Here is a 23,121-nt window from a genome sequence, read left to right as displayed (position 1 = left end):
CGGTACGATGTCAGGACGATCGGCGCCTTGCACCTTGTGCCTCATCGCGGCGGAAACCTTTGAGCACGTTGCCCTCGGTCGAGAGATAATTGTCGCGGTAGTCGAACCGCGGCGTGTCCGAGAACAGCAGATAATAATATTTCATCTGCTCGGACCACCAATAGCCCGGGCAGTGATCGGCCTGACGCTTAGGCGAGGCGGTCACGTCGGCGAGGTCGGTGTAGCCGAACGGCGCCCTGTTCCACCGTTTCATCGCTTCGAAATGCAGGCGACCAATCTCGCGCCAGCGTGGATCGCGGTCGATCAGCCACAGGTTGAATGCCGCGTCGACCAGCTCGGGCCGCAACGCGTTGGTGACCTGCGTCGGCTTCGCGGCGGCATAGTCATAGCCTTCGGGCAGGACGCCGTAGCGCGCCTGCACCTTCGCCCAGCTCTCCGTGTACGCAGCACCCTGCCGGAACGCGCCGCCTTGCCCCAGCAGGCCGCCGTAGAAGGAGGCGAGTTCGTCCTGCTCCGTGCTGACAACCGCTCCCGTCTCGAAATCGACGTCGGCGATCCACAAATTGCCGTCCTTCCACACCTGTTGGTGCTTCAGAATGGCGGCGGTGCACGTGTCGTACATCCGCTTGCACGCCGCATCGCCGAACAGCTGCCAACCGTCCCACAGATATTCGAAGAAGCTGTCGCAATAGGAGCCGACCGTAGCGGTGCGCGACTGCCATTCGCCGGTCAGCACGTTGATCTTGGTCGCGACCAGATCGAGCGGCGAGCGGCGCTCGAACACCGCCACCATCGCGCGGCGCGCGGCGGCGGTGTATCTCGGATCGCCGGTCAGCCGGCTGAGCGTCCCCCATTCGGGAAGATAGGTGGCGATGTCGGCGGGGCTGGTGACGGGCTCACGCGGTACGCCGGTTCTCAGATTGACGAAACGGTAGGGCATGCCGGTCGGCGTCGCGAACGCCGGGAGCAGCCGATCGGCCAGGTCGCGCGCCTTGGCGAGCAGGACCGCGTCGCCGCAGGCGAGATGCGCGGAGAGCAGCCCGCCGACCAGCCGGATCGAGGTCTCGAACACCGACACCTCGCCGTCCACGTCCGCGTCGAAGCTGGCCTTCACCCAATCGACACCGTCCTGGAACCGCGTGTCCAGGCCCATCAGCCACAAGGTGTCGAGCGCCTCGATCAGGCTGAGCCCGAGATGGTGCGTCTTGAGCGGAAAGCTGGAGAAGGTGCCGCTGACCGGCTTGATCTCGTCCTTGCCCCAGGCGCGCTGCCGATACTGGTCCCACGCCCATGCCATCTGCGACCTGACATCATCGGCCAGCGCGTGCCAGTCCGTGCCCGCGTTCGCTTCGGCCCTGCCGGAAACACCGGCGGCCACCAGCCCGGCGGGGATGCCTAGAATCGTTCGCCTGCTGATGTTCACGTGATCGCCCCTTTTCGATGCTTCATCATGACGGTGAGCGGCAGGGGCGTCCATCGCGGCGTTCCCGCGCGAACGCTTTCGCCAAACCGAAAACGAGCGGTTTGCTTGAGGTCGGCGCTCGCGGTAAATCGCGTCCGATCATGCGCTTCGCCCTGCTTCGCCTCCTCCTCGCCGGCATGGCCGCCAGCTTCCTCTTGCCGACACCCGCATCGGCCACCTCGGCCGATCTCGTGCGATTGGAAAGCGAGCTCAGGGCATTGGTGGGCGGGCGCTCGGGCGAATATGGCATCGCCGCGCTCGATCTGCGCGACGGGTCGAACGTCGCGGTGAACGGCCATCTACCCTTCGCAATGGCGAGTACCGTCAAGCTCGCGATCGCCGCCGTCTATTTGTCCGAGGTTGATGCCGGTCGCCGTACCCTCTCCAACATGGTCGCCGGCCGCCCAGCGAGCCGGGTAATGGAACTGATGATCGTGCGCAGCGACAATCAGGCCGCCGACCAGCTTCTCGCCGCGGTCGGCGGTCCCGTGGTCGTGCAGCAATGGCTCAACGCGCACGGCTTCTCCGGCATCCGCGTCGACCGGACCATCGCGCAATTGCTCCGCGAGCGCGGCCATCTGGCCGATGTGAAGGACGTCGCCACGCCCACCGCGATGGTCGCGTTCCTCAGCAGGCTGGAGGACGCGACGGTCCTGACCGCGCGTAGCGGTGCCTATCTGTTCGACCTGATGCGCCGCTGCGCGACCGGCACGCGGCGCATCCGCGCACTGCTGCCGCCGGGCACGACCGTGGAGGACAAGACGGGGACGCTCGACGGCGTCACCAACGATGTCGGGTTCATCACCATGCCCGACGGCCACCGCGTCGCGATCGCGATCTTCGCGCGCGGCGGTCGCGACCGTCAGCCCGGCATCGCCGCAGTCGCGCGCCTCGTCTACGACCGCTTCGCCGACAGCACGCGCAACGCGCTGTCTGTTTTTATGCAGCTGCGGTGATCGGAAGCGATCCGACGCGCTTCGGGTGATTTGCGCGAGCTTTCGAGCCGCGATGCCCCTGAACGCCTTGCCGTCAGTCTAGCGCGAAATGTGGAAAGCGCCTGTCACGCGACAGGGAATTGGATGCCCGACAAGGACTCGAACCTTGATTGACGGAGTCAGAGTCCGCTCTCTTACCATTAGAGGATCGGGCAACGAGGGCGCGTCTCTATGCCGGGTCTTCGCGACTGTCAACGCCCATTTTGCCATGCCGCTTGCCGTGCTCAACCCGCGCTGCTAGCCTGCGCTCCAAGCACCGGCGGATCGCTGTTCGAGCGGTTTCGTGACGGAAGAAAAAAGTGAGATTGACGGCAATGGTGGAAATTCCCGCCGAATTGCCGCGCCGGCGGGACTCCGCTCCCGCCCGTTCGGCAAGGCAGCAACCGGCGAACCCGCGCAGCGGCTTTGCACGGCATTACGCCGCGCTCGACCTTGGCACCAACAATTGCCGGCTGCTGATCGCGCGTCCGCAGGGCGAGGGGTTCGCGGTGGTCGACGCCTTCTCGCGCATCGTCCGGCTGGGTGAGGGGCTCGCCTCGTCGGGAAAGCTGTCGGACGAGGCGATCGAGCGCACGATCGCGGCGCTGAAGGTCTGTTCGGACAAGCTCCGCCGCCGCAACGTGACGCTGGCGCGCTCGGTCGCGACCGAGGCGTGCCGCCGCGCGTCGAACGGCCACGACTTCATCGCGCGTGCCTATGACGAGACGGGCATCCATCTCGACATCATCTCCGCTGAGGAAGAAGCGCGCTTAGCGGTGCTCGGCTGCCACGCGCTGCTCGAACCCGGAACCGGCCCCGCGCTGGTGTTCGATATTGGCGGTGGGTCGACCGAACTGGTGCTGATCGACACGCGCGGCACCGTGCCGACGGTCAAGGACTGGCATTCGGCACCCTGGGGTGTCGTGTCGCTGACCGAGAGCGCGGGCGGCGGCGACAGCGCAGCCGAGCGTGCGGCGAGCTACGCCCGGATGCGCGCGCTGGTGCGCGACAGCTTCGCCCCCTTCGCGGCGCGACTGCCCTCGCCCGGCGAGCGCCCCCGCCTGCTCGGCACCAGCGGCACCGTGACGACGCTGGCGAGCGTCCACCTCGAGCTGGAGCGATACGATCGCGCCAAGGTCGACGGGCTGATCGCGCCCGCCGCGGCGATGCGGCGGATCAGTCAGGATCTCGCCGGCATGTCGATCAGCGAACGCGCGCGGTTCCCGTGCATCGGCCGCGAGCGCGCCGATCTGGTGGTGGCGGGCTGCGCGATCCTCGAGGGCATCCTTGACCTGTGGCCGGCCGAGCGGCTGGGCATCGCCGATCGCGGCATTCGCGAGGGCATCCTGCGGCGATTGATGGAAGCACGCTGAGTTTATGTCGAGAGGAGGATCAGGCGGTCGCACCCGCGTCCGCACCGCGCGTGGGCGCAGCGCGCAGTCGACGCGCTGGCTGGAGCGCCAGCTGAACGACCCTTATGTCCGCAAGGCCAAGGCGGAAGGATATCGCAGCCGCGCGGCGTACAAGCTGCTCGAGCTCGACGAGCGGTTCGGTTTCCTGCGCGGGCAGAAGAAAATCATCGACCTCGGCATAGCGCCGGGCGGGTGGAGCCAGGTGGTCAAGCGCCGCACCCCCGCCGCGGCCGTGGTCGGGATCGACCTGCTGCCGGTCGACCCGATTGACGGCGTGACGATCCTGCAAATGGACTTCATGGACGATGCCGCGCCCGATCAATTGACCGAGGCGCTGGGCGGCGCCGCCGACCTCGTCCTGTCCGACATGGCGGCGAACACCGTCGGCCACCAGCAGACCGATCACCTGCGCACGATGGCACTGGTCGAGGCCGGGCTCGCCTTCGCGATCGACGTGCTGCGCCCGGGCGGCGCCTATGTCGCCAAGGTGTTCGCGGGCGGTGCCGATGCCGATCTGGTCGCGGAGATGAAGCGCAACTTCACCACCGTGAAGCACGCCAAGCCCCCCGCCAGCCGCAAGGATTCGTCCGAATGGTACGTGATCGCGCAGGGGTTCAAGGGACGCGCGGGCGCGGCCGAGCAGGTGACGGACGACGCCGACGCGTGACGCGCGTGCATCCGGTATGCGATTCGGGCGTTTGGTTCACGTTCTGATCGACTCTGCGACCGGTCCTTCGCGGTGATCGGTCCGGGCTTATCTGCGTAACCGCGCCGGAACAGCTGTCCGGTACCCAACCCGCTCGCTGAGGAGGGTGGCCGTATGAGGCCTGAAACGCTTAGTGAAGGTCAGGAGTCGGACGGTGCCGAGGCGCTCGCCGCGGCGCGGCTGGGAATCGCGCCGGCGCGGTTCAGCACCGCCAGCGACAAGGCCGGGCTCGACGCCTTGTGCCGCTTCGCCGCCGAAGCCTATCTCGACAACCCGCTGCCCGCAATGTTCAAGGAACGGTTGTTCGTGCGCCTGTCGCAGGCAGCCGGGGTGCGATACTGCCTGGTGCGTCACCTCAGCCGGTTGGTTGGCAACGGCTTCCCTGCCGGTGACCGCCACGTCGTTCCCGACGAGCCCGCGTCCGCGGCGGCATTGCTCGCGCGGCCGTTCTTCGACGAGGCCGATGTCGAGGCGCTGACCACCGCGATCCGCGTACAGGACTATTCGCCTGAACTGCCGCTTGTGGGATCGGAAGCTGAGGGCGTGTTGATCGACGCACTCGCCTGCACCTTCACCCATCCGCGCACCGCCGTGCCGGTGGCGGAGGCGCTGACCGACGCGGTCGGCGCGACCCGGTACGCGCAGATGGTGGCGCTGTTGTCCTACGTGCGCGCCGAGCATTTCTGGGCGCTGGCGCACGCGGAGCTGTCGTGCGCCGACGATCTGGCGCTGATCGAGCGCTGCTCCCCCGCGTTGGCGGCGCTGATCGATGGCGCGAGCGGCGCCTCGCAGCAGGCATCTGAAGCGCGACACGGTGAGACGCGCGCGCGCGGTGCGGACGAGCTGCAACGGCTGCTCGATTACACCGCGTTCGGCATCATGGCGCTGACCCGCGACGGTGTGCTGGTCGAGGCGAACGATCGCATGCTGACAAAGGTCGGGCGAGAGCGCGATGAGCTGATCGCCGGAACGCTCGACTGGGTCGGACTGATCGCGCCCGAGCACGCGGCGGAAAGCCGGCGCCATTTCACCGCCTTTGCCGCCACCGGCAAGGTGGGGCCGTTCGAGACGCAGTTCCTGCTGCCCGACGGTTCGCGCAAATGGGTGCTGATCGCGGGGCGCGAGCTGGTCGACGGAACGCTGGTCGCGTTCGCGATCGACGTCGACGCGGGCAAGCGCGCCGAGGCTGCGCTGGCGGAGAGCGAAGCGCGCCACCGCGCGCTCATCGAGGGTATTCCGCAGCTGGTCTGGCGCGCGGTTGACGGCGGCGAGTGGACCTGGTCGAGCCCGCAGTGGAGTGAATTCACCGGCCTGACCGCGCGCGACAGCTTGGGCTTCGGCTGGGAGGCAGCGGTGCATCCGAGCGACCGGGCGGCCGCGCGCGCGTTCTGGCAGACGGCGGAGCGGACCGGGCGGCTGGAGATGGAAAGCCGCATCCTCCACGCCGCAACCGGCGAGTATCGCTGGTTCGCGACCCGCGCGACCCCGGTGCGCGACGATGCGGGGGCGATCACCGAGTGGCTCGGCACCTCTACCGACGTTCACGATCTGCGCACGATGCAGGAACGCTACGTCCGGCTCGCCGCCGAATTGCAGCATCGCGCGCGCAACATCCTGTCGGTCATTCGCTCGGTGTTCATCCGCACGGCCGACACGACCGCGGATCGCGCGGACATGATCGACCATTTTCGAGGGCGGCTCGACGCACTGGCGCGCACGCAGGTGACCGCCACGCGCCATCCGGACGGCGTCGCCGACCTGGAGACGCTGGTGCGCGATGAATTGATTGGCGTCGGACTGGGCGATGCAGAGCGCGTGACGATTACCGGCCCGGACGTCGCGCTGCCGCTCGCGCTCTCCGAGCCGATGGGGCTGGCGGTACACGAGCTGACCACCAACGCGGTGAAGTTCGGCGCGCTGAAATCCAACGGCGGCACGCTCAATATCCGCTGGCGCTTTGACATGGATCATAGCGGCGCGCGAGCGCTGGATTTTACATGGCAGGAAAGCGGCGTTCCCGCGCTGGCAACCAACCCCAATCGCGACGGCTTCGGGCGTGAGGTAATCGAGCAGATGCTGCCCGAGCGACACGGCGCGACGACCAGCCTGTCGTTCCAGGGTGGCGGCGTGCAATGCTCGATCCGCCTGCCGCTGCCGCACGGCGAGGGGTTATATAGCGTGCTCGGAGGCGTGACATGAACGAATGGCTGATCGGGGCGCGCACGCAGATGGTAGAGGACGAGTTCCCGAGCGCGTCCGTACCGATGCGGCCTGTCACGCGGGCAAATGGGACCTTCGCCATTGACGTGAAGCCAACATTCGTCACCTCAGCGGCGATCGGTGGTCGCTTCGCCGCAACGCAGGTTCCGCATCGCTCCAACCTGCGTTATGCCCTTACGTCACGACCTGATCGTAGCCCCGCACCGGCGCGTTCGACCGGGCTGTATTCGCGAGCGTTCACGACCGATACGATTTCCGCAACGCGCGGGCAGGGAGGCACCATATGATCAACGCCCGCCGCAACAGCGAAGAAGGGTCGACCGCGCGCTCGCGCCTGTCGCGGCTCGCGCCGCTCGACGCGGACGCGGTGCGTCTGCTGGAGGAAGCAGCGCGCACATCCTACGCCTTGCGTGCGCGTCAGGAGCTCCTTTCAGCCGGAAGTTCGATCGAGGCGCCGCTCATCCTGCTCGACGGCTGGGCGGCGCGCGCGCGCATCCTGCCCGATGGGCGGCGGCAGATCGTCAGCCTGCTGGTACCCGGCGACGTCACGGGGGTGAGCGACCTGCCCGAACCGCTGTCGAGCGCGACGATTGTGGCGCTGACGCCGGTGCATGTCTGTGCCGCCCCGCCGCGCGGCGCATCGGCCGCGCTCGACCTCGCTTATGCCGTCAGCCGCGCACACGATGAGGCGTTCCTGCTCGCGCAGATCACGCGGCTTGGCCGGATGAACGCGCAGGAGCGGATCATGGACCTGCTGCTCGAACTGCGCGACCGCCTCGATCTCGCCGGGCTGGTTCGCGACAACAGCTTCGACGTGCCGTTGACGCAGGAAACCATGTCGGACGCGCTCGGCCTGACCCCGGTCCACGTCAACCGCATGCTCCAGGCCGCGCGCAAGGCGGGGGATCTGGTGTGGACGGGCAAGCGGATCACGCTCAGCGATCCGGCGCGCTCGGCGCGCGAGCTCGGCCGCGTACCGTTGCGCGTCCGCGCGGGCTGACGCGACGGTCGAACGGCGCGCGGTCGCGGAAACCCTTTCGGCCGCTCGACGATTGATGGAGGCACGAAGGAGTTCTCGCGTCATGCTCAAGCCCGCCATCCTCGCCGCGATCGGTGCCGTCGCGCTCGCCGGCTGTCAGGAACAGATCGACCGTCAGGCGGATCGCCAGGCCGATCGGATCGGCAATGCGATGGCGGATGACGTCAACGATGCCGCCGCCAACGTATCGGGCAGCCTCGACAATCTGAGCGACGCGATCCGTGGTCAGGCGAACCGCGTCGGCGCGCGCGCAGTCGACGAGGCAGCGAACCAGACCAGCCGCGCGGCGAACGACCTCGCCGATCAGATCCGCCGCCACGGCGACCGCGCGGTCGACGACATGGGCGCCGCGCTGCAGGGAGCAGGCGCCTCGCTGCGCGACCGCGACGCGCCACGCGAACCGGTCGACGATCGCGGCTACGACAACGCCAACGGCCGCGACGAGCGGCGCTGAACTTTAGACCTCGTTGAGCAACGCGCGCGATTCGGCGCTCGCCCAGTCGCGCTCGCCGATGACGCGCCACACCTCGCGCCCGCGCTTGTCGTACAGGATCGTGGTCGGCAAATTGGCGTTCAGCGCCAGGCTGAGTCCCAATTGCGGATCGTACATCGGCTCGATCGCCGACAGGTGACGGTCTGCGAAGAAGGCGCGCGCCTTTTTCGGGTCCATGTCCTCGCTCACTGCGACGACGCGGATCCGGCCTGAGGTGGCCTTCGCCGCGGCGTCGAGCGTCGGCATTTCCTTCACGCACGGCGCGCACCACGTTGCCCACAGATTGACCAGCGTCGGCTTGCCGCCGAACGCCTTGACCGTCAGCGGCTTGCCCGCGGCGTTCGCGAAAGCGGCGGCGGGAGCCGCCTCGCCCTTGTGGCTGCGGTCGACCGCGCCCGCCTTCGCCGCCGGTGCGGTCGAGGGCGGCGCTTCGTCGGCGCTCGGGGTGCTGACCTGCGCCGCTGTCTGATTCGCCGCCGCTTGCCCGTTATCGGATGCGGGCTTATCGCAGCCCGCGATCGTCGTCGCGATCCCGAGGAGAAGTACGATCGCCGAGCGCGCTGACATGAGTGGTTCCAATCAGATGTGGGGCGGTCGGTTCGCCGAAGGGCCTGCCGCCGTCATGCGCGAGATAAATGCCTCCATCCCCTTCGACAAGCGAATGTGGCGGCAGGATATCGCGGGCAGCCGCGCGCATGTCGCGATGCTGGGTGCGCAGGGCATCGTCGCTCCTGAGGACGCCGCCGCGATTGCCGCCGGGCTCGACCAGGTCGCCGCGGGCTACGAGGCCGACGGCGTGCCGGTCGATCTCGCGCTCGAGGACATTCACATGGCGACCGAGGCGCGGCTCGCCGACGCGATCGGCCCTGTCGCCGGCCGGCTCCACACCGCGCGTAGCCGCAACGACCAGGTCGCGACCGATTTCAAGCTCTGGGTGCGCGACGCGACCGATCAGGTGCTCGCCGCACTCTCCGCACTCGACACCGCACTGCTCGCGCGCGCGGAGGAGCACGCCGACAGCGTGATGCCGGGCTTCACCCACCTGCAATCGGCGCAGCCCGTCACGCTCGGCCATCACCTGATGGCGTATCACGAGATGATCGCGCGCGACGCGAGCCGTTTCGCCGACAATCGCGCGCGCGCCAACCTGTGTCCCTTGGGCTCCGCCGCGCTGGCGGGCACCGGCTTCCCGGTCGATCGTCACGCCACCGCCGCGGCACTCGGGTTCGACGCGCCGACGCGCAACTCGCTCGACGCGGTCAGCGACCGCGATTTCGCGCTCGACTACCTGATGGCGGCGAGCCAGTGCGCGCTCCACCTCTCGCGTCTGGCCGAAGAATTCGTGCTGTGGGCGTCGCAGCCGTTCGGCTTCGTCAGCCTGAGCGACCAATGGTCGACCGGCAGCTCGATCATGCCGCAGAAGCGCAACCCGGACGCCGCCGAGCTGGTGCGCGGCCATGCCGGGCGGATCACCGGCTGCCTCGTCAGCCTGATGGTGACGATGAAGGGCCTGCCGCTGGCCTATTCAAAGGACATGCAGGACGACAAGCCGCCGGTGTTCGAGGCGCACGACCTCCTCGGCCTGTGCCTGGCGGCGATGACCGGCATGGTCGAGAGCGTCACCTTCCGCACCGACCGGATGCGTGGCCTAGCGGAGAGCGGGTTCGCGACCGCGACCGACCTCGCCGACTGGCTGGTGCGCGAGGGCGACGTGCCGTTCCGCGAGGCGCACCACATCACCGGCCGCGCGGTCGCGCGCGCGGAAGCGCTCGGCGTCACGCTCGACCGCGTGCCGCTCGCCGATCTGCAGGCGATCGACGCGCGCATCGACGCGCGGGTGTTCGACGTATTGTCGGTCGATGCGTCGGTCGCCAGCCGCACCAGCTTCGGCGGCACTGCGCCCGCCAACGTGCGCGCCGCGATCCGGGCCGCGCGGGGAGAGAAGGCATGAAGGCTGTTCTGCTGATCGCTGCCGCGCTGCCGCTCGCGGCCTGCGGCTCGACCGAGGCGCTCAAACCCGCACCCGGCGCGTCGCTGCCCGTTGCGCCGCGCGGGGCGACCGAGAAACCGAGCGTCGCGCAACTGCTCACGCCGTCGGTGCAGGCGCGCCCGACCCGCAGCAACGAACTGTTGACCCAGTCCAAGCCCCGCAAGCCCGACGAGTTCGACCTGCCCCCGCAATGACCCAATTCCATTATTACAACGGCTCCTTGTGGTGCGAGGGCGTGCCGCTGTCGCGCATCGCGGACGAGGTCGGCTCGCCCGTCTACGTCTATTCCGCCGCGGCGTTTCGCGATCACGCGCGCACCTTTCGTGACGCTCTGTCGGGGGTGCCGCGCAAACACCTCGCCTACGCGATCAAGGCCAATCCGAATATCGCGGTGCTGCGCCTGCTAGCGGCCGAAGGGTACGGCGCGGACGTCGTCTCGGGCGGCGAGATGGCGCGCGCGCTCGCGGCGGGGATGCCGGCCGCCGACATCGTCTTCTCGGGCGTCGGCAAGACGCCGGCCGAGCTGACGCGCGGACTCGATGCCGGAATCGGGCAGTTCAACATCGAGTTGGAGGAGGAGGGCGTCGTCCTCGCCCGCCTCGCCGCCGCGCGCGGGGTGACCGCGCGCGCGGTGCTGCGCGTCAACCCGGACGTGGACGCGGGCACGCACGCCAAGATCTCGACCGGCCGCAAGGAGAACAAGTTCGGCGTGCCGATCGATCAGGCCGCGGCGATGTTCGCGCGGCTGTCGGCGCTGCCCGGGCTCGACCTCCAAGGCGTCGCGATCCACATCGGCAGCCAGTTGTTCGACCTCGCGCCGCTCGAAGCGGCGTACCTGCGCGTCAAGGCACTGGTCGACGAGCTGCGCAGCGCCGGCCACCGCATTACGCGCGTCGATCTCGGCGGCGGTCTCGGGGTCGCCTACAAGGCCGACGATCGACCGACGCCGCCGGCCGATTACGGCGCGATGGTGGAGCGGGTGACGCGCGGCTGGGATGTCGAGCTGATGTTCGAACCCGGCCGCGTCATCGCGGCGAACGCGGGCGTGCTGCTGACGCGCGTCATCTGGGTCAAGCCCGGTGTGGTGAACCCCTACGTCATCGTCGACGCGGCGATGAACGACCTCGCCCGACCCGCGCTCTACGACGCGTGGCACGATTTCGCCGCTGTCCAGCCTTCGGGCGAGCGCATGACCGCCAATATTGCCGGGCCGGTGTGCGAGACTGGCGACACCTTCGCGATGGCGCGCGAGATCGACCGCGTCGCGAGCGGCGATCTCGCCGTCTTCCACAGCGCGGGCGCGTATGGCGCGACGATGGCGTCGACCTACAACAGCCGCGCACTCGTGCCCGAGGTGCTGGTCGACGGCGATCGCTACGCCGTGGTCGCCGATCGTATCGCCGCTGAGACGATCCTGGCCGCCGAGCGCGTGCCCGAATGGCTGTGATCTTCGGAGCGTTTGGGTGAGCGACTGGCCCGCGCTGCCGATCTTCGTTCGCCTGTCCGGCCGCGCGGTCGTGCTGGTGGGCGAGGGTGAAGCCGCCGACGCCAAGCGCCGGCTGCTCGAACGCGCCGGCGCGGTAATCGTGGGGGAGGACCGTGCGGACGAAGCGCGGCTGGCGGTGGTCGCCGATAACGAGCCCGCCGCGCACCGGCTCAAGCAGCGCGGCCTGCTCGTCAACGTCGTCGACCGGCCGGCGCTGTGCGATTTCACGCTGCCCGCGATCGTCGACCGCGCGCCGGTGCTTGTCGCGGTCGGTACCGGCGGCGTGTCGGCCGGGCTCGCCGCCGCGGTGCGCCAGCGGCTGGAGGCGATCCTGCCCGCGGGGCTCGGACGGCTTGCCGAGGCGCTGCACGCCGCGCGCGATGCCTTGCGCGCGCGCTACCCCGACACGCCCGATCGCCGCCGCGCGATCGGCGCGGCGCTGGCATCGGGCGGCGCGCTCGATCCTTTGCGCGACCACGACAGCGGCGACGTGGTCGCGCGGATCACGGCTGGAGCCAGCGCCCGTGTCGAGCACGTCCGGCTGCGTTCGCGCGATCCCGACGACCTCACCCTTCGCGAGGCCCGCTGGCTGGCGCAGGCCGACCGCGTCACCCACCGTGACGATGTGCCGACGGCGGTGCTCGACCGCGCTCGTGCCGACGCCGTACGCGAGGGAACCGATGCCGTACCAGTCGATAGCGCGGACGGACTGACCGTCGATGTCGCCTGGCAGGAGGGTGCGGCGTGACCGGCTTCGCGTATCGGATCAGCGACGGCCACGCCGAGCCGGTCGAGGTCGGGGAAGCGCTCGGGTGCGGTGCGCCCTTCGTCTGGGTGCACCTGTCGACGACGACCGAGCACGCGCAGACGTGGCTGCGCGAGCGCGCCAGGCTGGAGCCGTTCACGGTCGACGCGCTGACCGCGAACGAGACGCGCCCGCGCTGCGAGAAGATGGGCGACAGCGCGTTCCTCAACCTGCGCGGCCGCACCGACGAGGAACTCGACTCCTCCGACATGCTCGCCTCGATCCGCATCTGGGCCGCGAAGGGTCGGGTCGTGTCGGTCACGCGCAAGAAGCTCGTTGCGCTGGGTGCCGTGATCGAGGAGGTGAAGACCGGCGCGATCCGCGACCCCGGCGACCTGCTGACCGCCTTCGCGACGGAGATCACGGAGGACCTCGATCCTGTCGTCGCCGACCTGGGCGACTGGCTCGACGATTGCGAGCAGAAGCTTGATGTAAAGCAGATCTTCGCGCTGCGCCGCGGCGTCACGCGCGTGCGATCGGAGGCGATCAATTATCGCCGATTCCTGAACCCGCAGCGGATTGCGCTGGAACGCCTCGCCACGCTGCCGGGCGACTGGCTGGGCGATGACGACCGCGCGCATCTGTCCGCCGCCGCCGACCGCGCCGCGCGCATGGCGGAGGAGGTCGAGGCGATCCGCGAACGCGCCAGCGTGGTGCACGAATCGCTCACCGACCTGCGCGCCGAACAGCTCGATTCGCGCAGCCTGGTGATCGCGATCGCGGCGATGGTGTTCCTGCCGCTGACCTTCATCACCGGGCTGTACGGCATGAACGTCGACGGATTGTGGTTCGCGCACGAACCCTGGGCGTTCGACGCGATCGTCGGGCTGTGCGTGGTGATCGCGGTCGGCACGACGCTGTTCTTCGTCCGCCACCGCTGGATCGGGCGCGGCACCGGCGCGGAGTGATCCGCGCGGTTACGACGACAGCAGCTTCGCGATCCAGCGGCTGCGCTCGAACTGGCTGCACACGATCGCGATTGCCGCGGTCAGCGGCACCGCGATCAGCGCGCCGGCGATCCCCCACACCCAGCTCCAGAACGTCATTGCGACGATGATCGCCAGCGGGGAGAGCGACAGCTGCTTGCCCTGCATGATCGGGTAGACGACGTTGCTGATCGTCAGCTGCAGCACCACGAACCCGGCGAATACCAGCGCGGGCATCTGCCATCCGCCGAACTGGATGAACGCGAAGATCACCGGCGGCACGATCCCGACGATGTTGCCGATCACCGGCACGAAATTGAGCAGGAAGTTGAGGATGCCCCAGACCAGTGCGAGCTCCAGCCCGGTCATCCATGACCAGGCGGCGGATGCGACACCGGTCAGGATGCTGGTCGCGAGCGTGGTGCCCAGATAGCGGCGGATCTGGCGCGAAATCTCCTCACCGACCTCCAGCATGTCGCGCCGCGCGTGACCGTCGAACATCTCGTACAGCTTGCGCCGGAGCCGCGGTACCTCAGGCAGGCCGAGCACCACGACGATGCCGATGAACCCGACATAGGTGACGAACGCGTACACGCCGCTCGCCAGCATCTGCAGCACGCCCATGATCCGCTGTCGGTCGATGGTGCCGTTCAAGGGCACTCCGTGCTCGGACGCTGCTCGCGCCATCCGCGCATAGGCCCCCTCAAGCGTGCTCCACTGCGACGACAGCGCCGTGAACACCTGCCCGATCGACAGGTACACCGCCGCCGCGAACGCGCCCAGGATGCCGACCAGCGCCAGCATCGTCAGCGTATAGGCGAGCCACGAGGGCATGAACTTCACCAGCCAATGTTTGAGCGGCCACAAGGCGGCAACGATGATCGCGGCGAAGGCGACCGGCATCACCACCGCGAACGCACCGCGCAGCGCGGCGATCAGCAGGATTGCGGTGATGATGCTGAGCAGCCGGTTGCGGTACCGGTTCTGTGTCGCAAGGTCGCTCATGTCCGTCCCATCCCCTCTCGTGCGCGGATCGCCTCGGCGTTCAATCGCGCGCCCAGCAGCAGCGTCCACGCGGACACCAGCAGCCACAGCATCAGCACCGCGACTGCCGACAGCGAGCCGTAGGTGTTGTCGAACCGCGCGACGTGCGAAACATAGCCGCGGAACGCGAGCGTCGCGGCCAGCCACATCGCCACGCCCGCGATCGTGCCCGGCAGCGCGCGTCGCCACGGCACCGGTCCCGATGCCGCAGCATAGCGGTAGATCAGGATCAGCGCGCCGCCCGCACCCAGCGTCATCGACCCGAACAGGATCGCGGTCGACACCAATTGTGCCCCCGGCAGGCCGTCGGGCACGTAGCTCTGCAACAGTGCGAGGACGGAGAGCGAAACCAGCGCGGTCAGCACGACGCCCGCGCAGCCGAGCACCAGCAGCGTCGACACGACCTGTCGTCGCCATCCGCGCCGCTCGCGCTCGTTCCAGTAAGCCAGGTTGATGCCGTGCAGCATCGAACGCCCCGCACGCCGCGCGCTGAACAACGCGACGCCGAGCGAGGCGACCAGCGTCACGATCCCGCGCTGGTCGAGCACCGGGGAGACGTGCAGGCTGCGCACCACGATCCGCTGCGCGTCGGGTGGCAGGATCGCGGTCAATTGCGCCAGATTGGCGGCAACCGTCGGCTGCGGCACGAACAGCCCGTAGGTCGCCGCGATCAGTCCGACCAGCGGAACGAGTGCCAGAAACGCCGCAAAGGCGATCGAACTCGCGGCAATGCCGAAATCGTCGCGCACTGCACTGCGGACAGTACGCGCCGCGATGACGACCCAGTGCGCGGCCACACGCATCGCGACATGATCGCGCATGCGGCGAAGCGCGCGCAGATCAGCGATGGCGGCTTCCATGCGCCTCCCGCGCACCGGACGAGCAGCGGTCAGGCTTCCGGTTCACGCCGCGCAGCGCACTGTTTGTCATCGGGGACGCATCTCACCGCGCTAACCGCGCGACGAGGCTCCGCGGTTCCCATTCGCATCGCCGATGCGAACGCGGGACCGGGTCAGGCGGCGCGCGCCTGTTTCCACGCCTGCGCGATCTCGTCCAATTCGTCGGCGACGTGGCGGAACGGCGCGCCCGAATGCCCGATGCTCGCATCGACGACGCGGCGCCGCGCCCCGGCGTAGATCCGCGCGAGCGTGGTCGACACTTCGCCGCCGCGCTCGAAATCCAAGCCGTTCTCCAGCGCGAACAGGATCGCGGTGGCGCGCGTCACACGCTCGCTCTTGACCGCGTAGCGTCCGTTCTCCGCCGCCCAGGCGGAGGTACGCAGCGCCGCGATCAGTTCCTCGTACAACAATTGGACGAGCGCGGGGCCGTCCGCGACCGCGGTGCGGCCGGCAAGATCGATCTCGCGGTACGTGCGCGCCGGATCGCGCAGCAGGGCGGAAGCATAGGCCATGTCAGTCCGCCTTCGACCACTGGTCGATCTGCTGCTGCATGAACGACTGCGTCGCCTTGTAGGCGGACACGCGCGCGTTCATGCTCGAGAATTGCTGCGTCAGCCGCGTTGTCATCGCGGTCGCCTGATCGGTCAGCTTGTCCTGCGCTTCGGTGACGCTCGCCTGCGATTTCAGGTAATTGCTGCTCGACGCGCCAAGTCCGTACAGCGAGCTCGTCGCGTTGAACTGGATCGACTGCATCGCGGCGAAGATGCCATTCGACGTGCCGTAGGAGAACATCGCCTCGATCGCGTCGGGGTTGGCAGTCATCGCGGTGTTGAGCGCGGTCGAGTCGACCTCCAGCAATCCCTCGCGCGTGGTGCGCACGCCGATCCCGCCGAGCGTGTTGGGCGTGCCCGGCGCGGCATTGCTGCTCAACGCGCGGCTCGTCAGCCCCTGCAGGTTGCGCAGCAGCGCCTTCGCCGCCGGATCGGCGCGCAGCGCGCCCGTGATCGGGTTGGTCTCGTCCTTGATGGTCTGGACGATGCCGTTGTAGGTATCGACCAGATCGTTGACCGCGTTGGTCAGCGCGGCAGTGGGGCGGGTCGCGGTCAGCGTCGTCGTGCCGACCGCGGTCAGCGTCAACTTAGCGCCCGCGATCAGATCGCTCACCTCGTTGGTCGCGCGCTCCACCGGCACGCCGTCCATCGTCAGCTGTGCGTTCTGCGACTTGCTCGAGATCGTCATGGCCGAGGAGTTGCTGGCGCCCACGCCCACGTCGAAGCTGGCGAGATCGCTGTCCTTGTCCGCGGCGGTCAGCGAGAATGCCTGCGCCGCACCGGTCGGGCCTTTCAGCGACAGGTACGCGCCGCCGTCGGCGTCGGTGACGACCGACGCGGTCACGCCCGAGTTCGCCGCGTTGATCGCCGCCGCGATGCCCGGCAGCGTGTTGTTGCTGGCGTCGATCTTGATCGAAAACGACTTGCCGCCCGACAAGTCGGTCATCTTCTCCGGACCCGGAGGCGTCTTGTCGTCGCCCGCCGGAACGTTGGCGTAGGTGGCGGTGCCGGTCGTCAGCGTCAGCGTGCCTGTCGCAAAGGTCTTGGTGCCGGGCGAGGGCACCTTGGTGCTGACCGCGGTCTGCGCGGTGGCGAGCTGGGTCACCTTGATCGTCGCGTTCAATCCGGCCAGCTTGCCCCCGGTCTGCACGCTCGCCGATAGTACGTTCGAGTTCGACACAACCGGCTGCGACGACAGTGTTCCGCCCTTAACCAGGTTTTCCAGCGCCTTGGTGAAATCGGTGATGTTGCTCTTGAGCGTCGAAACTGCCGAAATCTGCGACGAGATCGTGTCGAGCTTGCTCGACAACTGCCCCTTCTTGGCGGCGAATTGCGCCTCGACCAGCGAGGTGACCAGGCTGGTCGTGTCGACCCCCGACCCGGTGCCCAGCGAGGTCAGCAGCGAATTGGTCGCCGAAGTCACGACGTTCGCCGTCGACTTCGTCGCGGTAGGCGTGGGCGTCGGCGTGCTGCTGGTGTTGGCGATCGTGGTCATGGCTGTCCTGATGAAACGACCGCTGGGGCGCGATCTTTAGCGCTGCTGGATGCCGTTCTCGTCGAAGCGCGCGGTATCGGGCACGTCGATCGGCGGCTGCGTGCCGCCAGCCGCTGCGTTGACGCCGAACACGAACGCCAGCACGGTAGCGATCGCGAGGTAAAGGTCGTCGCGCACCTCCTGCCCCTCGCGGCTGGTGTAATAGACCGCGCGGGCAAGCGCCGGATATTCGAGCACCTGCAGGCCCCGCTCGCCCGCCAGCTCGCGGATCGCCAGCGCGGTCGCGCCGCGGCCCTTGGCGACCACCACCGGCACCTGATCGCGCCCGCGATCGTAGCGTAGCGCGACCGCGAAATGGGTCGGGTTGGTCAGCACGACATGCGCCTCGCCCACCGCCTTGCGCACACCGCCCGACAGCATCGCGCGCGCCTGCGCGCGCTGATGCCCCTTCATCTCGGCGTTGCCCTCGCTCTCCTTGTGCTCGTCCTTGACCTCCTGCTTGGTCATGCGCAGCTTGCCGAGCAGCTGGATGATCTGGAGCGGCACGTCGAGCATCGCGATCCCGACCAGCCCCATCGCCATTACCAGCAGCACACCGGTCAGCGTCGATCCCAGCGACGAGATCGCCTGGTTGATGTTGGAATAGGCAAGCCCGAAGCTCGACTTAGACACGCCCCACAGCATGTAGGCGCCGATGCTGCCGAGCAGGATGACCTTGAGCAGCGACTTGCCGAGCTCGGTCCAGCCGTTCATCCCGAAGATGCGTTTCAGCCCCGACGCCGGGTTGAGCCGCCCGCCCTTGGGTGCGAGCACCGAGGCGTTGAACGACAGGCTACCCAGAGCAGCCTGGCTGAGCACCGCCGCCGCCATCGTGATCGCGAACAGGGTAGCCAGCGCGGGCGCGAGCTTCCATCCCGCCTGCACTAGCGGGCGCCACGGCTGGAAATCCTCCACGTCGCCGCGATCGAAGGTGAAGCTCGCCGCCATCACCGCCTTGCACGCCGCGATCAGCTGGGGGCCGAAGAAGATCATCCACGCGACGCCCGCCAGCACGACGAGCGCCGTGGCCAGATCCTGCGACTTGAGAACGTCGCCCTTCTCTCGCGCGTCCTTCTTACGCTTGGCGGTTGGGGCTTCTGTCTTGTCGCCACCCTCCGACATCAGGCGAGCACCAGGCTCTGCGCCGCGGCGAGCGCTTCACGCACGATGACCTGCAGGTAATCGCCCATCGCCGGAAACGCGATCGCGATCGAGACGACGCCGACCGCGAGGCTCGCGGGCAGGCCGATCGCGAACAGGTTGAGCGCGGGCGCCGAGCGCGACAGCATCCCCATCACGAGGTTTAGGCACAGCAGCAGGAACCCCACCGGCAGCGCCAGCAGCAGTCCGGCCAGGAACGCGTAGCCGCCGAACAGCGCGATGTCGCGCATCTGCCCCGCCGCCAGCCACGCTGCACCCGGCGGCAGCGCGCGGTAGCTGCGCACGATCATGTCGACCAGCACCAGATGCCCGTCGAGCGACAGGAACAGCAAAGTCAGCATGATCGACAGGAACTGGCCGATCGCAGGGCTCGAGCGGCCCGAGTTGGGGTCGATCATGTTGGCGAACCCGATCCCCATCGCGCCGCCGATGATCTCACCCGCGATCAATGGCGCGGCGAACGCGATCTGGAGCACGAAGCCAAGCGCGAGCCCGACCAGCGCCTCCGCCACGACCGACAGGATGGTGGTGAGCGTGAAGATCTCCGCCGGCGGCTGGATTGCGTTGGTACCGAGCACCAGCACCGCGATCGCTCCCGACAGTGCGACGCGGACGGGCAGGGGGACCGAAACGTTGCCGAACACAGGCGCCGCGATCAGCGCCGCACCGACGCGCACCATCACGAACAGCAGCGCCCATAGCTGCGGTTCGATGGCGAGGCCGAAACCTAGCACCGCGCAGCTCGCGAGAGCGCGCGTGCCGCGCGCCACGCTAGCAAGCGCGGGCGGCAGGCGCGAAGCGCTTGTCCGACGACGCGGCTTTGCCGCGGCGTGATTACGACCGTGCGAAGAACCCCGTCGCGGCAAAGCCGCGTCGTCGGACGGGGCATCCGCCCCGCCGGCCGGGCTTGTGCCGGACGCGCGGGCGTGGCCGCGCTGGCACTGCGCCTCACCTCACTAAATCCGGGATACGCGCGAAGATCTCGGTCGTGAAATCGCTCAGCAACCCCAGGATCATCGCGCCGAAGATCATGATCGACACCGCGACCACGATCAGCTTGGGCACGAACGACAGGGTCTGCTCCTGTATCGAGGTCGCCGCCTGCACCATGCCGAGGATCAGCCCGGACAGCAGCGCCGGGATCAGGATCGGCGCGGCGGCGAGCGCGAGCACCCACATCGTCTGGTTGGCGATCGTGAGAAAATAATCGGCGTCGGCGAGGGGCTGCATCGGGTGTGTTCCGCGAGAAAGGTCGTGAAGGGAAGGGCGCGCGTCAGGTCGCGAACGAGTTGGCGAGGCTACCCATCGTCAGCGCCCAGCCGTCGACCAGCACGAACAGCAGCAGCTTGAACGGCAGCGAGATGATCGTCGGCGACAGCATCATCATGCCCAGCGCCATCAACACCGTTGCCACCACCAGGTCGATGACGATGAACGGCAGAAACACGAGAAAGCCGATCTGGAACGCGGTCTTGAGCTCGCTGGTCACGAACGCAGGGAGCAGCACCGAGTAGGGAATATCGCGCGGGCTAGCGTAGGGGCCCGATTTCGCCATCTCGGCGAACATCGTCACGTCCTTGACCCGCGTCTGCTTGGCCATGAAATCGTGCAGCGGCGCGCCCGCGGTCGAGATCAGCTGCGTGCCGTTCAGCCGGCCGGCGGCGTAGGGCTGGATCGCAGTCGTGTTGATCTGGTTCACCACCGGCGCCATCACGAAGAAGCTGAGGAACAGCGACAGACCGATCAGCACCTGATTGGGCGGGGTCTGCTGCAACCCCATCGCCTGCCTCAGGATCGACAGCACGATGATGATCCGCGTGAAGCTGGTCATCATCAGCACGATGCCGGGCAGCACCGTGAGCAGACCCATGATGATGAGGACCTGCAACGACAGCGACAGCGAACCGCCGCCCGGCGTCGCATTCGCATCGCCGCGCGACAGCTGCCCCAGCGCGCGGTCGATCGCGTCGCCGACACCCGGCGCGGGCGCCGCGGGTGCGCCAGTTGGCGGCGTAACCTGCGCGAAGGCGGGAACCGCGATGCACAACATGATGACGATGGCGGCGAGCGCCAGGACGAGGCGGACCCAGCCGTGCGAGGCCTGCGCGCGCGGTGCGACCGGCGCGATCAGCGCGGGGCCGCGCCCGGTGCGGGTAACGGTGATGCTCACGCGCGCGACCCTTTGGTCAGGCTGGCGAGCGCGTCGCGGAACGACGGCGTCGGAGCGGGCGCGGGCACGAAATCATCGGACGCCGACACGACGCCACCCTTGTCGACCAGCGTGACGCCGGTACGCGCGACCGAGACGAGCAGGCGACGACCCTCGAACTCGACCACCGCCAGCTTGACGCCGGGCGAGATCATCATCGTTTCGCGCACCGCGATCGTCCGCGTCGCGGCCGCGCCCGGCATCCGCGTCTCGAGCTTGCGCCACAGGTACAGCGAACCGATCATCAGCCCACATACCAGCGGCAAGAGCACGATCAGCTTGAGCACGTAGGTCCACATCATGGCGGGCGAGCCTCAGCCGCGCTTCTCGGGCGAGACGAGCTCGAGCAGCTTGACGCCGAACCGCTCGCCCACCGTCACCACCTCGCCGCGGCCGATCAGCGTGCCGTTGACGAACACGTCGAGCAATTCACCCGCCTGGCGGTCGAGCTCGATCACGCTGCCTTCGCTCAGTGCCAGCAGCTCGCGCAGCGCGAGCGTGGTCGATCCGATCTCGACCGTCAGCTTGACGTCGACGTCCTGCAGCAGCCGCAAATTGGCGGCGACGGCCGAGTCCACCGCGAAATCGGCGGTCATGTCGTTCATGCGATAGGTCCTTCAAGCTTGGAAATGCGGATCGCGGCGCGACCGTTGGAGGTGCCGACAGTGCCCGTGCCGATGCAGTTGCTGCCGACCACGATCGGCACGTCGTTGTTGAACGCGATCGGGATCACGTCGCCGGGTTTCAGGTCCATCAACCGGTGCAAGGGGAGCACCGGCTCGGCCAGCACCGAGCGGACGGGCATGCGCACCGTCATCGCGGCGCGGGTCAGCCCCATCTGCCACTCGGCGTCGGCCTCGGCGGGCTTGGCGACGACCTTGCCGGTCAGCACCTGGGTAAAGGGTTTCAGCGCGGTCACGGGATAGAGCAGGTCGACGAACACCGGCTTGGCATCCTCGCCGGCCACGCCGAAGCGGGTGACGACGACGACCTCGTCGCCTTCGATGCCCGACACATGCGCCGCATTGGTCTCGCAGCTGCCGACCGAGAAGGCCGCACGCGCGACCGGCTCCCACGTCAGCTCCAGCTGGTCGGCGATGCCCGCGCCCAGCCGCGTCACCAGCGCCTCGGCGGCGGGCGACAGGTCGGTCGCGGCCACCGGCGCGTTGCCGGTGCCGCCAAAGAAGATGTCGAGCAGCCCGACGACGAACGCGCCGTCGAACGCGCACAGCATGACGCGCCCGTCCATCCCCATCGGCAGCCACGCGGTCAGCGCGTCGCCGCGCTCCGCCCGGTAATCGGCGAAGCGGACGACTTCGAGCGGCTCGGCCCAGCAGCGCGCTTCGACCCGCATGTAGCCCTCGAACACTGGGCGCAGGTTGCGCGCCAGGCGAGCCGACAGGTGCTGCAGCGTATGAAGGTCGCCGAAGGGGTGGAGCTTGCTCTGCCCCAGCAGCCCCGCGTCCGCCTGGCCCGCGTCGCGCGTCCGCTCGCGCCGTTCGGACGCGGTACGACCGCCCTTGCGAGCGGCGGGTGATTCGGGGGTTGCGGGCCTGTTAACCATGCCCGTTCACTGAACAACGAAATTGGTAAAGTAGACGTTACTAACGCCGCCGAATCCTTCCTTTTGTTCGAGCACGCCATTGATCGCGGCGACCAGCCGGCGTGCCAGCTGCTGCTTGCCCTGGCTGGTGAACACCTGCTCCTCGGTCGTGTCGCCCAGCGCCATCAGCACCGCGGAGCGGATCGCGATGTCGTTGGTCTTCATGTGCTCGATGACCTTGTCGTCGTACGGCGTCGAGATCGCGACGCCGACCTGAACGAAGTGCGTCGAGTCCTGCAGGTTGGAGGTGAACTCCTTTTCCAGCGGGTAGTAATTGGACGCGAACTTGTCGCCCGCCATGCTCTCGGGCGTGGGAAGCCCGCCGTGGCTGCTGCTCGCGGCTTCCTCAGCCCCGCCGCCGTGGCCGCCTTCGCCCTCGCCGCCGGCGCCCGCGCGCTTCTGCTCGGACTTGGGCACCAGGTGCGGCTTGTTCGGATCTTCCTTCGCCGCGCCGTGTGCGCCGCCCGCCATGCCGCTGCTGGCGGCGTACAGCCCGGCCCCGACGCCGCCGCCGACCAGCACGCCGACGCCCAGCACGAGCCCCAGTATCTTTACCAGCTTGCCCTTCTTCTTGGGCGCGGGCGCGGCTTCTGCCTTGTCACTCATC

At 68.4% G+C, this 23,121-nt stretch carries 26 protein-coding genes and 1 tRNA gene; 12 read left to right on the top strand and 15 right to left on the bottom strand.

What is annotated here, in order from left to right; genetic code table 11:
* Nucleotides 1–10: 10 nt before the first annotated feature.
* Nucleotides 11–1,423: a glycoside hydrolase family 47 protein gene (locus BMW51_RS11130; protein WP_245708447.1), complete on the bottom strand. Its 1,413-nt coding sequence runs from the start codon at nt 1,421–1,423 to the stop codon at nt 11–13.
* Between the two features lie 140 nt (nt 1,424–1,563).
* Between BMW51_RS11130 and BMW51_RS11125 the strand changes: the two genes are divergently transcribed.
* Nucleotides 1,564–2,418 carry a serine hydrolase gene (locus BMW51_RS11125; protein WP_245708446.1) on the top strand — a complete coding sequence of 285 codons (855 nt, stop codon included), beginning with the start codon at nt 1,564–1,566 and terminating at the stop codon, nt 2,416–2,418.
* A gap of 120 nt (nt 2,419–2,538) precedes the next feature.
* On the opposite strand, the gene BMW51_RS11120 is transcribed toward BMW51_RS11125, so the two are convergent.
* Nucleotides 2,539–2,612, bottom strand: a tRNA-Gln gene (locus BMW51_RS11120).
* A gap of 159 nt (nt 2,613–2,771) precedes the next feature.
* On the opposite strand from BMW51_RS11120, the gene BMW51_RS11115 reads away from it, so the two are divergent.
* From BMW51_RS11115 to BMW51_RS11090, 6 genes are all read left to right on the top strand, one after another.
* On the top strand, nt 2,772–3,809 hold the full coding sequence (locus BMW51_RS11115; protein ID WP_177171655.1) for a Ppx/GppA phosphatase family protein: 1,038 nt from the start codon (nt 2,772–2,774) through the stop codon (nt 3,807–3,809).
* A 4-nt stretch (nt 3,810–3,813) separates the two neighbouring features.
* Nucleotides 3,814–4,515, top strand: coding sequence for an RlmE family RNA methyltransferase (locus BMW51_RS11110; protein ID WP_093006396.1), 702 nt, complete (start codon nt 3,814–3,816; stop codon nt 4,513–4,515).
* A gap of 153 nt (nt 4,516–4,668) precedes the next feature.
* Nucleotides 4,669–6,753: a sensor histidine kinase gene (locus tag BMW51_RS11105; protein ID WP_093006394.1), complete on the top strand. Its 2,085-nt coding sequence runs from the start codon at nt 4,669–4,671 to the stop codon at nt 6,751–6,753.
* Entirely contained in the window at nt 6,750–7,061 is a 312-nt protein-coding gene (locus BMW51_RS11100) for a hypothetical protein (protein ID WP_093006392.1), read from the top strand. The genes BMW51_RS11105 and BMW51_RS11100 overlap by 4 nt, the downstream gene beginning before the upstream one ends.
* Nucleotides 7,058–7,774 (top strand): Crp/Fnr family transcriptional regulator, encoded by a 717-nt coding sequence (locus BMW51_RS11095; RefSeq protein WP_093006390.1) that lies wholly within the window; start codon nt 7,058–7,060, stop codon nt 7,772–7,774. Before BMW51_RS11100 ends, BMW51_RS11095 begins: the two co-directional genes overlap by 4 nt.
* An 82-nt stretch (nt 7,775–7,856) precedes the next feature.
* The gene (locus BMW51_RS11090) at nt 7,857–8,267 is read left to right on the top strand and encodes a hypothetical protein (protein WP_093006388.1); all 411 of its coding nucleotides are present in this window, start codon (nt 7,857–7,859) and stop codon (nt 8,265–8,267) included.
* A 3-nt stretch (nt 8,268–8,270) separates the two neighbouring features.
* Here BMW51_RS11090 and BMW51_RS11085 read toward each other — a convergent pair whose 3' ends face one another.
* Nucleotides 8,271–8,873 (bottom strand): TlpA family protein disulfide reductase, encoded by a 603-nt coding sequence (locus BMW51_RS11085; protein ID WP_093006386.1) that lies wholly within the window; start codon nt 8,871–8,873, stop codon nt 8,271–8,273.
* 16 nt (nt 8,874–8,889) lie between these two features.
* Here BMW51_RS11085 and argH point away from each other — a divergent pair, with 16 nt between their 5' ends.
* Genes argH through BMW51_RS11060 form a run of 5 tightly spaced genes read left to right on the top strand, consistent with a single transcriptional unit; the run spans nt 8,890 to nt 13,495 of the window.
* Nucleotides 8,890–10,257: an argininosuccinate lyase gene (argH, locus tag BMW51_RS11080; RefSeq protein WP_093006384.1), complete on the top strand. Its 1,368-nt coding sequence runs from the start codon at nt 8,890–8,892 to the stop codon at nt 10,255–10,257.
* Nucleotides 10,254–10,490 carry a hypothetical protein gene (locus tag BMW51_RS11075; protein ID WP_093006382.1) on the top strand — a complete coding sequence of 79 codons (237 nt, stop codon included), beginning with the start codon at nt 10,254–10,256 and terminating at the stop codon, nt 10,488–10,490. The genes argH and BMW51_RS11075 overlap by 4 nt, the downstream gene beginning before the upstream one ends.
* Nucleotides 10,487–11,743 carry a diaminopimelate decarboxylase gene (gene lysA / locus BMW51_RS11070; protein ID WP_093006380.1) on the top strand — a complete coding sequence of 419 codons (1,257 nt, stop codon included), beginning with the start codon at nt 10,487–10,489 and terminating at the stop codon, nt 11,741–11,743. Before BMW51_RS11075 ends, lysA begins: the two co-directional genes overlap by 4 nt.
* A gap of 16 nt (nt 11,744–11,759) precedes the next feature.
* Entirely contained in the window at nt 11,760–12,530 is a 771-nt protein-coding gene (locus BMW51_RS11065) for a precorrin-2 dehydrogenase/sirohydrochlorin ferrochelatase family protein (RefSeq protein ID WP_093006378.1), read from the top strand.
* Nucleotides 12,527–13,495, top strand: coding sequence for a CorA family divalent cation transporter (locus BMW51_RS11060; protein ID WP_093006376.1), 969 nt, complete (start codon nt 12,527–12,529; stop codon nt 13,493–13,495). Before BMW51_RS11065 ends, BMW51_RS11060 begins: the two co-directional genes overlap by 4 nt.
* Nucleotides 13,496–13,504: 9 nt before the next feature.
* Here BMW51_RS11060 and BMW51_RS11055 read toward each other — a convergent pair whose 3' ends face one another.
* From BMW51_RS11055 to BMW51_RS11000, 12 genes are all read right to left on the bottom strand, one after another.
* Nucleotides 13,505–14,518: an AI-2E family transporter gene (locus BMW51_RS11055; RefSeq protein WP_093006374.1), complete on the bottom strand. Its 1,014-nt coding sequence runs from the start codon at nt 14,516–14,518 to the stop codon at nt 13,505–13,507.
* Nucleotides 14,515–15,417, bottom strand: coding sequence for a YihY/virulence factor BrkB family protein (locus BMW51_RS11050; RefSeq protein WP_093006372.1), 903 nt, complete (start codon nt 15,415–15,417; stop codon nt 14,515–14,517). Before BMW51_RS11050 ends, BMW51_RS11055 begins: the two co-directional genes overlap by 4 nt.
* 152 nt (nt 15,418–15,569) lie before the next feature.
* Nucleotides 15,570–15,968, bottom strand: coding sequence for a flagellar export chaperone FliS (locus BMW51_RS11045; protein ID WP_093006370.1), 399 nt, complete (start codon nt 15,966–15,968; stop codon nt 15,570–15,572).
* A 1-nt stretch (nt 15,969) separates the two neighbouring features.
* The gene (fliD, locus tag BMW51_RS11040; RefSeq protein ID WP_093006368.1) at nt 15,970–17,502 is read right to left on the bottom strand and encodes a flagellar filament capping protein FliD; all 1,533 of its coding nucleotides are present in this window, start codon (nt 17,500–17,502) and stop codon (nt 15,970–15,972) included.
* 36 nt (nt 17,503–17,538) lie between these two features.
* Nucleotides 17,539–18,663 carry an EscU/YscU/HrcU family type III secretion system export apparatus switch protein gene (locus BMW51_RS11035; RefSeq protein WP_093006366.1) on the bottom strand — a complete coding sequence of 375 codons (1,125 nt, stop codon included), beginning with the start codon at nt 18,661–18,663 and terminating at the stop codon, nt 17,539–17,541.
* Nucleotides 18,663–19,436 (bottom strand): flagellar biosynthetic protein FliR, encoded by a 774-nt coding sequence (gene fliR, locus BMW51_RS11030; protein WP_026326139.1) that lies wholly within the window; start codon nt 19,434–19,436, stop codon nt 18,663–18,665. Before fliR ends, BMW51_RS11035 begins: the two co-directional genes overlap by 1 nt.
* 214 nt (nt 19,437–19,650) lie before the next feature.
* Nucleotides 19,651–19,932 (bottom strand): flagellar biosynthesis protein FliQ, encoded by a 282-nt coding sequence (gene fliQ, locus BMW51_RS11025; protein ID WP_093006364.1) that lies wholly within the window; start codon nt 19,930–19,932, stop codon nt 19,651–19,653.
* 43 nt (nt 19,933–19,975) lie between these two features.
* Complete coding sequence (gene fliP, locus BMW51_RS11020) at nt 19,976–20,872, bottom strand: flagellar type III secretion system pore protein FliP (protein WP_093006362.1); 897 nt, start codon at nt 20,870–20,872, stop codon at nt 19,976–19,978.
* On the bottom strand, nt 20,869–21,213 hold the full coding sequence (locus BMW51_RS11015) for a flagellar biosynthetic protein FliO (protein WP_093006361.1): 345 nt from the start codon (nt 21,211–21,213) through the stop codon (nt 20,869–20,871). Before BMW51_RS11015 ends, fliP begins: the two co-directional genes overlap by 4 nt.
* Before the next feature lie 12 nt (nt 21,214–21,225).
* Complete coding sequence (gene fliN, locus BMW51_RS11010) at nt 21,226–21,516, bottom strand: flagellar motor switch protein FliN (protein WP_093006359.1); 291 nt, start codon at nt 21,514–21,516, stop codon at nt 21,226–21,228.
* Complete coding sequence (locus BMW51_RS11005; protein WP_093006357.1) at nt 21,513–22,475, bottom strand: flagellar motor switch protein FliM; 963 nt, start codon at nt 22,473–22,475, stop codon at nt 21,513–21,515. The genes fliN and BMW51_RS11005 overlap by 4 nt, the downstream gene beginning before the upstream one ends.
* 6 nt (nt 22,476–22,481) lie before the next feature.
* Nucleotides 22,482–23,120: a flagellar basal body-associated FliL family protein gene (locus BMW51_RS11000; RefSeq protein WP_093006355.1), complete on the bottom strand. Its 639-nt coding sequence runs from the start codon at nt 23,118–23,120 to the stop codon at nt 22,482–22,484.
* Nucleotide 23,121: the final 1 nt, after the last annotated feature.

This window comes from Sphingomonas palmae (genome assembly GCF_900109565.1).
In the GTDB taxonomy this organism is placed as follows: Bacteria; Pseudomonadota; Alphaproteobacteria; order Sphingomonadales; family Sphingomonadaceae; genus Sphingomonas; species Sphingomonas palmae.
The sequence above is the reverse complement of the archived record's forward strand: the minus strand, read 5'-3'. Positions and strand labels throughout refer to the sequence as shown.